This window comes from Myroides sp. LJL115 (assembly GCF_054871665.1).
Genome location: NZ_JBTXLS010000074.1, coordinates 1 through 7,712, shown reverse-complemented (window position 1 = coordinate 7,712; position 7,712 = coordinate 1). Strand labels below are relative to the sequence as shown.

General features: G+C 33.8%; 7 protein-coding genes. 5 read left to right on the top strand and 2 right to left on the bottom strand.

The features are described 5' to 3' along the window. Positions 1-171 precede the first annotated feature (171 nt). Complete coding sequence (locus ACYSNX_RS12670) at positions 172-1,263, bottom strand: M42 family metallopeptidase (protein WP_461755028.1); 1,092 nt, start codon at positions 1,261-1,263, stop codon at positions 172-174. 79 nt (positions 1,264-1,342) lie between these two features. Between ACYSNX_RS12670 and ACYSNX_RS12665 the strand changes: the two genes are divergently transcribed. From ACYSNX_RS12665 to ACYSNX_RS12650, 4 genes are read left to right on the top strand one after another with little or no spacing between them, the layout of a single operon-like run. Beyond that, the gene (locus ACYSNX_RS12665) at positions 1,343-2,041 is read left to right on the top strand and encodes a DUF4294 domain-containing protein (RefSeq protein WP_461755027.1); all 699 of its coding nucleotides are present in this window, start codon (positions 1,343-1,345) and stop codon (positions 2,039-2,041) included. 47 nt (positions 2,042-2,088) lie between these two features. Next, on the top strand, positions 2,089-3,171 hold the full coding sequence (gene dnaX / locus ACYSNX_RS12660) for a DNA polymerase III subunit gamma/tau (protein ID WP_461755026.1): 1,083 nt from the start codon (positions 2,089-2,091) through the stop codon (positions 3,169-3,171). Beyond that, positions 3,111-3,896, top strand: a complete 786-nt coding sequence (locus ACYSNX_RS12655; RefSeq protein ID WP_461755025.1) for a hypothetical protein — start codon at positions 3,111-3,113, stop codon at positions 3,894-3,896. Before dnaX ends, ACYSNX_RS12655 begins: the two co-directional genes overlap by 61 nt. Positions 3,897-3,920: 24 nt before the next feature. Then, positions 3,921-4,763 (top strand): CvfB family protein, encoded by an 843-nt coding sequence (locus ACYSNX_RS12650; protein WP_461755024.1) that lies wholly within the window; start codon positions 3,921-3,923, stop codon positions 4,761-4,763. Between the two features lie 94 nt (positions 4,764-4,857). Here the strand turns inward: ACYSNX_RS12650 and ACYSNX_RS12645 are convergent, their stop codons facing one another. Then, on the bottom strand, positions 4,858-5,721 hold the full coding sequence (locus ACYSNX_RS12645; protein WP_461755023.1) for a PepSY-like domain-containing protein: 864 nt from the start codon (positions 5,719-5,721) through the stop codon (positions 4,858-4,860). Between the two features lie 477 nt (positions 5,722-6,198). Between ACYSNX_RS12645 and ACYSNX_RS12640 the strand changes: the two genes are divergently transcribed. Further along, positions 6,199-7,089 carry a helix-turn-helix transcriptional regulator gene (locus tag ACYSNX_RS12640; protein ID WP_461755022.1) on the top strand — a complete coding sequence of 297 codons (891 nt, stop codon included), beginning with the start codon at positions 6,199-6,201 and terminating at the stop codon, positions 7,087-7,089. Positions 7,090-7,712: the final 623 nt, after the last annotated feature.

Below are 7,712 nucleotides of genomic sequence, written 5' to 3'. Positions count from 1 at the left end.
AGTTTTGTCCTCCATACTACATTAAATAAGCAAGTACTAAGACGAGCAGGTTATCCATCTCTAAATGACATCTACTTAAAAGTATCGTAAAGTTAAGAACCGCCTTGGTACGGAACCGTATGCCGGGTGGTGTGAAAGGTCGGCTGAAGAAATAATCTTCAGCCTCCTATTCTATTTGAAATAAGAAAAGTCGTGATTATCTTCGATGTTTAATAAAGTGTGATAGATTAATTCTATTGTCTTTTGTACATCGTCTTTATGAACCATTTCGACTGTAGTATGCATATATCTTAATGGAAGAGAAATCAATGCTGAGGCAACTCCACCATTGGAATAGGCAAATGCATCTGTGTCTGTTCCTGTAACTCTACTCATTGCATTGCGTTGAAAGTCAATGTTGTTATCTATGGCAGTTTGCTCAATTAACTCGCGTAAGTTATTTTGGATAGCAGGAGCATAACCAATAACTGGTCCTCTACCAATTTTATTATCTCCCTCTATGTTTTTCTCTACCATTGGAGTATGCGTATCATGGGTAACATCTGTTACAATGGCAACATTTGGTTTAATTGTTTGGGTAATCATTTCTGCACCACGTAAACCAACTTCTTCCTGAACTGCATTTACTATATAAAGTCCAAAAGGTAATTTTATGTTGTTTTGTTTTAATAAGCGTGCAACCTGCGCAATCATAAAACCTCCAATTCTATTATCAATGGCTCTACAAACAAATTTGTTTCCATTTAAAATGGTAAATTCGTCCGGATAAGTAATCACACACCCAGGGTGAATGCCCAAATCTGTTACTTCTTGTTTATTTTGACAACCAACATCGATAAAGTTTGTTTCTATTTTTGGAGATTCTTCTTTACCAGCTCTATTGCGAATGTGAATAGCAGGCCAGCCAAAAACACCTTGAACAATACCTGTTTTGGTATGTATATTTACTCTTTTAGAAGGCGCAATCATATGATCACTTCCTCCATTTCGAATAACATGAATAAAACCTTCTTCTGTAATGTAGTTTACATACCAAGAAATCTCATCAGCATGTCCTTCTATAACTACTTTATAGTCAGCCTCTGGGTTAATTACTCCAACAGCTGTACCGTAGGTATCGGTGATAAAAGTGTCTACATAAGGCTTTAAATACTCCATCCAAATTTTCTGTCCTTGAACTTCGTGACCTGTGGCTGAGGTATTATTTAGGTATTTTTCTAGAAAATCCATTGCCGATGGATCTAAGATAGTTTTTGTTTCCATAATATAATTTTGTGCTAATTTACTAAATCCTTTGTCTAAAACTCATTTAATATAAGTAATTTTGGCTATATTTAAATGTATGAAATTCTTTTTTTCTCTGTTTTTTATAGGTCTGTCTTATGGAATTTGCTCCGCTCAGTCAAAGGGGAGTACTTCTATTATTGTCCAAGATAGGGATTCCTTACAAAGTCCTAGTACCGATAGTATACAAGGTTATACCATCGAAGAGATAGTTATTGACTTAGCCCAAGAAAACTACAAGAAAGATATGATAATTCTTCGCAATAGACTTCGTAGGGTATATCCTTACGCTAGAGCCACAGCGGATAATCTACTTGTATTAAATGAGAATTTGGCCAAAATTGATAATAACACAGAGAAGAGAAGATATATTAAAAGAAGCCAAAAATACCTAGAGGGACAATTTAAAGAAAAGCTTAAGCGATTATCTAGAAATGATGGAAAGATTTTGTTGAAATTAATTGATCGACAAACTGGGCAAACCGCTTTTTCTTTGATTAAAGAATTTAAAAGCGGGTGGACCGCATTTTGGTCTAATACAACAGCTAAAACTTTTAGTTTAAATTTAAAAAGTCAATATCGTCCTTACGAAGATATGGAGGACTTTTTTATTGAAACACAATTGCAATTTCTTTTCTTTAGTTATCAATTGGAATATTCCAGTGCGGTACCAAGTGTTGAATATACTAAGCTTTTGGAATTTTGGCAGAAAAAAGTGGATGAAACTATCTTTTTTCCAACAGAGTTAAGGGAATAATTTTTGCCTTTGAAAAATTACACTAACTTTGTACTAATATTTATTCTATGGAACAATTTATCGTATCTGCTCGAAAGTACAGACCTCAAACTTTTCAAGATGTTGTAGGGCAACAGGCCATTACAAATACTTTGGTTAATGCTATTGAAACCAATCATTTAGCTCAGGCCTTGCTATTTACAGGTCCCAGAGGTGTAGGTAAGACTACTTGTGCTCGTATATTGGCTAGAAAGATAAATCAACCTGGGTACGACGATCCAACGGAAGATTTTGCATTTAATGTTTTTGAATTAGATGCTGCTTCTAATAACTCAGTGGATGATATTAGAAATCTAATAGACCAGGTTCGTATACCACCTCAGACAGGAAAATATAAAGTATATATTATTGATGAGGTACATATGTTGTCCTCAGCTGCTTTTAATGCCTTTTTAAAGACTTTAGAAGAGCCGCCCGCTCACGCTATCTTTATTTTAGCTACTACAGAAAAACACAAGATTATACCTACTATATTGTCGCGTTGTCAAATCTTTGATTTTAAAAGAATTACTATCAACGATGCAGCAAATCATTTGGCCCTTGTTGCCAATAGTCAGCAAATTACTTTTGAACCAGAGGCATTGCGTATTATCGCACAAAAAGCCGATGGAGCCATGAGAGATGCTCTTTCTATTTTTGACCGCGTTGTTTCCTATTGTGGGAGAAACTTAACCAGGGTAGCAGTAGCCGAAAATTTAAATGTACTGGATTTTGAGTACTATATTAGCTTAACAGATAATATACTTAAAGGTGATATTCCAAGTGTGCTCACTGGATTGGATGATATTCTTGCTAAAGGATTTGATGGGCATCATTTTATTGGAGGATTAGCTGCACACTTTAGAAATCTAATGGTAGTGCAAACTCCACAAACTGCAGCTTTATTAGAAGTTGGGGAACATGGTAGAGAACTTTATATAAGACAAAGTCAGTCAACTACTGCCGCTTTTCTAATACAAGCTATGGATCTTGCCAATGATTGTGATTTAAAATATAAGTCTAGTCAAAACCAACGTTTATTAGTAGAACTTTGTCTGATGCAATTAGCATCCTTAGCCCTAGAGGGCGAAAAAAAAAAGATGATACCATAATTGGTGCGCAACAATTAAAAGAGCATTTGCAAAAGATTGGTGCCACAAGAAGTAATTCTACTGCTCCACAACAAGTACAAATGCAACAACCAACAGTGGCAAATGCCACAAATAATGTAGCTAGTTCACCTGAGAGTACAAATCAGCAGCAGTCACAAGTACAACAAAATACCCAAGCTGATAGGCTAATTAGCCAGCCTGGTGATTCTCTAGAACCTAAAGCACAAATGCCAACACCGCTAGTTAACCAGCCTGTATCTGCTGGAATTAGTGCTCTTTCTTTGTCTTCTATTAGAAAAAGAAGAGAGTTGCAGGACTCTTTAGAGCCTCGTGTTTTAAACACTCAGGACTTACCTAGAGAGAATTTCACTTTAGAGACATTAATGCAAGAGTGGAATGCATATAGCGATCGTTTACAGAATGCTGGTTTAATGTTGATGTCTTCTTTAATGGGAATGACAAGACCAGAGCTAAATGGCGCTATAATTAATTTAGAATTACCTAATCAAGGATCAAAACTAAGTTTTGATGAAAATAAATACGAATTGGTTAATTATCTTAGAAAGAAGCTACAAAACTATGATATTGAAATACATATTAATGTTAATGAGCAAATTAAGTTAGCTAAAAGAGTATTGGATAGCAAAGATAAGTACCAACGATTCTTGGAGATAAATTCCTCTGTGGATCTTTTAAGACAAACCTTTGATTTAGATTTAAAATAACAAAATACCTCAATTATATACACTATGATTAAGATAGGAGACGATAATACCTTAACAATAGCTAGACATACTAGCGTAGGATTGTATTTAACAGATGGCCAAACTGATGTTTTACTTCCTAATAAATATGTGCCTAAAAATTATGAAATAGGTGAGCAAATAGTAGTATTTGTTTATTTGGACCAAGAGCAAAGACCAGTAGCTACAACATTGGAGCCTTATATTTACTTGAATGAATTCGCTTTATTAAAAGTAAATTATATCAATGAGTTTGGTGCTTTCTTGGATATGGGATTAGAAAAGGACTTATTTGTTCCATTTCGCGAACAAGCTCGCCCAATGAAAGAAGGAAATCGCTATTTGGTTTACATGACTTTAGATGAAAAATCTAATCGTTTGGTAGGGTCAAGTAAGCTAAATCAGTTTTTAGACAATAAAAACTTGACAGTTAAGGAATCTGAACAAGTAGAATTGGTTGTTTCTCATATAACGGAATTAGGTATTAATGTTATTATCAATGAGAAGCATAAAGGACTTATGTACCAAAATCAAGTATTTGAAGATTTAAGAACGGGAGATCGCATCTTGGGTTATATCAAATCTATACGCGAGGATGGTAAAATTGATGTAACTAGAACTAAACCAGGAATAGAAGGGATTTTGGATAGTGCTGATTCTATTTTACGCGAGTTAGATAACAACAATGGTTTCTTAGGTCTAACAGATAATAGTCATCCACAGGATATTAAAACAGTTTTAAATATGAGTAAGAAAGCTTTTAAAAAGGCTATTGGTACTCTATACAAAGAAAAGAAAATCGATATCCGTCCTGACGGAATATACCTTTTAAAGGTAGAGATGAACTAAATATTCGGGGGTTATATTACATAGTGTAAACTCCAAAAAAAACATGGGACCGTAAGTCATTCATTGAATACGGCCCCTATTTATTAAAGGTGATCTAATCTATTTTAATAAAATTTCCTTCTAAGCTAAATATTAGATCTTTTTCGTCTGTAAGAGTTTCTAGTTCCACTTGATATTCCTTATCTTTTTGGTCTAATTCTATACCTGTTATAACATAGTCTTTATAATTTGTGGTAAGATAAGTTTGTATATTTTGCAATAGAATACTGGAAGGGATTGGGGAGGCGAAACTACCTGATATCTCTTTCCACTGCCCATCTTTATTAAATTGCACTTTAAATCCTTGAGATAAATAAGCTTTTAAAGTCGTTTTTTTACCGTCTTTTTCCGCTTTAGCAAGTACTATTTTACTGTCAGGAAACTCTTTAGCTATAAACTGCTTAGCTGGATCGGGAAATTCGTTGAAATCAACTAATTGTTCGTTGTCATCATAATCTAAGTCAATACCTATAAACTTCTGATCTTGGTCAAATACTAACTCGAACTGAGAGTTTAATTCTACTTCATAACCTTGGTTGTTTATTTTTTCCACTTCTACCACAAAGTTATCTGGGTAATGTTCTTTAAGATAATTAGAGATTACTGGTAGTTGTTGCTCTAAAAAAGTAGCGGAAATAGGTGTGTGATCTTTCGACTTAACTTCTGTCCAGTTACCTTGTTTGTCAAAATCTACACTGATATTATTATCTAAAGTAGCACTAATAACACTTCCTTTAAATGATTTTTCATGAATAGCAGTGGAATTTGTAATTAGCATACCAGGAAAAACTCCTTGTAAGAAACTCTCAGAGTTTTGTTGTAATTGGGTAGTTTCTTGTTGATTTTTTGTTTGATTACAAGAGGTGAACACCACAGTTGTTGCAAATAAGCTACAAAGTAGCATATAAGATATTTTCATGCTAATAATATTAAAAGTTATACATATCAATATAAATAATGCCTAATCTGCTAAAAGAGCCATCTTTATTTTTGGCACATAAACAAAGGCACCTTTACCTACCTAGAGGTAAGGTCTTATTAAAATTACAAAAAAAAGAATTAGTTGTTAGGGTTTTTAAAGAAAATTTATTTAATTGATTTTTCAATCACAATGCCTTAAGGATTGGATTTCTATTAGGAAAGTAAGCCATAAAAAGTGGAGACCTCTTGATATTTTGCCTTAAAATGAAAAAAAGTGTCCTCTATGCTAATTGTTAATCAATTCCGTATGTTGCTTGTTATCAGTTCAGTTGCTTTTTTTAAAATCTCCTTAGGTTTAGTTCCCTCATATTTTACCTTGTTTGACAAAATAAGGGTTGTCTTTAGTGGTATAAGTTTTTACTTTTACATCCCTTAAGAAGCAAGGTTAGATAAGCTTTTGCATTAAAACGCTATCATGAAAAAATTACGATATTATTTTTTAATTTTAAATTTTTTACACAGAAAAAGTTACCCGCGTCGAGAGGAATTAATTCACTATCTCAAAGGACATAATATTGATATAAGTGAACGTACATTATATAGAGCTTTAAAAGAGTTTGAGACAGAATTTGGTCTTAAGATTAAGTTATGTAATAAACAAAAAGGATATTATATCTGCGAGAAGAATCAAACAAAGGGACAATTTGTACTAAACTGCTTAAAGGATTTAGCTACAGCAGATTTGTTGGGAGAACACAGTCAAAATGGACTAGAGAGCTTTGAAGACTCTAGAATAGGTAAGCCTAATATAGTTCCAATTGAAAATCTACAGATAGTTCTAGAGGCCATAGAGCAGAAAAGGAAAATTGAATTCACTTATTTAAGTGCTTCTAAGAAGATCCTAAAACAATACACCGTTTCTCCTGTATTTGTTACCCAATACCAAGATTTATGGTATGTGGTGGCAAAAGATAGAGAAAAAGCCAAGACATTTGATGTAGAGTTATTACAAGACATTACTATTTTGGAAACAAAATATAGGGAAGATAACAATAAGCTCTTAGAGAATTACAACCAAAGTGTAGGTTTTGGGTATTGTAATGCCAAGCCTGAACTGGTAGAGTTGTATTTTGATGCGGATTTAAAACATAAATTAATAAAAAAACCTATTCATCACTCTCAAGATTTGAAGGTTTGTCCTATTTCTGGCAAGGTTATTGCTTCTATTAATGTAAGAATAAATGAAGAATTAAAACAGGAGGTTTTAAAATACGGTAATTCCGTAGTTGTTAGAAAGCCTTCTTGGTTAAAGAACGATATAATAAAACATCTTAAGGACACACTTCAAAGTCATATAAGAGTTTAATAATACATTGATTGGGGAATTAATGTGGTTATACTTAATTTGTATTCATTTCCACTTTAAGTAGTATAACGGTTAGTTTGTTTAAAGTAACAGGTGGGGGCCTGTTACTTTGAATATTAGCGAAATATAAAGGGCATTTTAATGTAGATACTCTTTTGCTAGTATTTCAAAAGCCTAGAGCAAGATTTGTTCTAGGCTTTTTTTTATGTGTGCCCAGCATGGACAGTAACTCTAGGGTGCAAGTTTCAAGCACGCCTTTACAACGGGAAGTGTTAGCCAAATGCAAGGGTGTCCATCGCAAGGTGGAATCTGAAGGAAGCGCTAGGCAAACCCTTGACCTGACCAGCAGAAACTATATCAGGCCCAATAATATCGGATAAGGTTGCATAACAAACTAAAGTCCAAAGTTGTACGGAGATATTTAGGGTAAATATAGCAGGTATATGAGGGGAAAGTTACTGTTCTTACCTGGGGAGGTCTTACAGACATAGGAAAGTTTTTTTTTTTACAGAACTATGGATAACAATTGCTGTAAGAAGTCAGCAGAGGTCATAGTAGGTATGGATACAAGCTTGGCAATACCAAGAAGTCTTACGTAATACTGAAGGACTGAACTTAATTTA

Coding starts and splice junctions, on each gene's coding strand:
- ACYSNX_RS12645 (WP_461755023.1), bottom strand. CDS start 5,721: ATGAAAATATCTTATATGCTACTTTGTAGCTTATTTGCAACAACTGTG.
- dnaX (WP_461755026.1), top strand. CDS start 2,089: ATGGAACAATTTATCGTATCTGCTCGAAAGTACAGACCTCAAACTTTT.
- ACYSNX_RS12670 (WP_461755028.1), bottom strand. CDS start 1,263: ATGGAAACAAAAACTATCTTAGATCCATCGGCAATGGATTTTCTAGAA.
- ACYSNX_RS12665 (WP_461755027.1), top strand. CDS start 1,343: ATGAAATTCTTTTTTTCTCTGTTTTTTATAGGTCTGTCTTATGGAATT.
- ACYSNX_RS12640 (WP_461755022.1), top strand. CDS start 6,199: ATGAAAAAATTACGATATTATTTTTTAATTTTAAATTTTTTACACAGA.
- ACYSNX_RS12650 (WP_461755024.1), top strand. CDS start 3,921: ATGATTAAGATAGGAGACGATAATACCTTAACAATAGCTAGACATACT.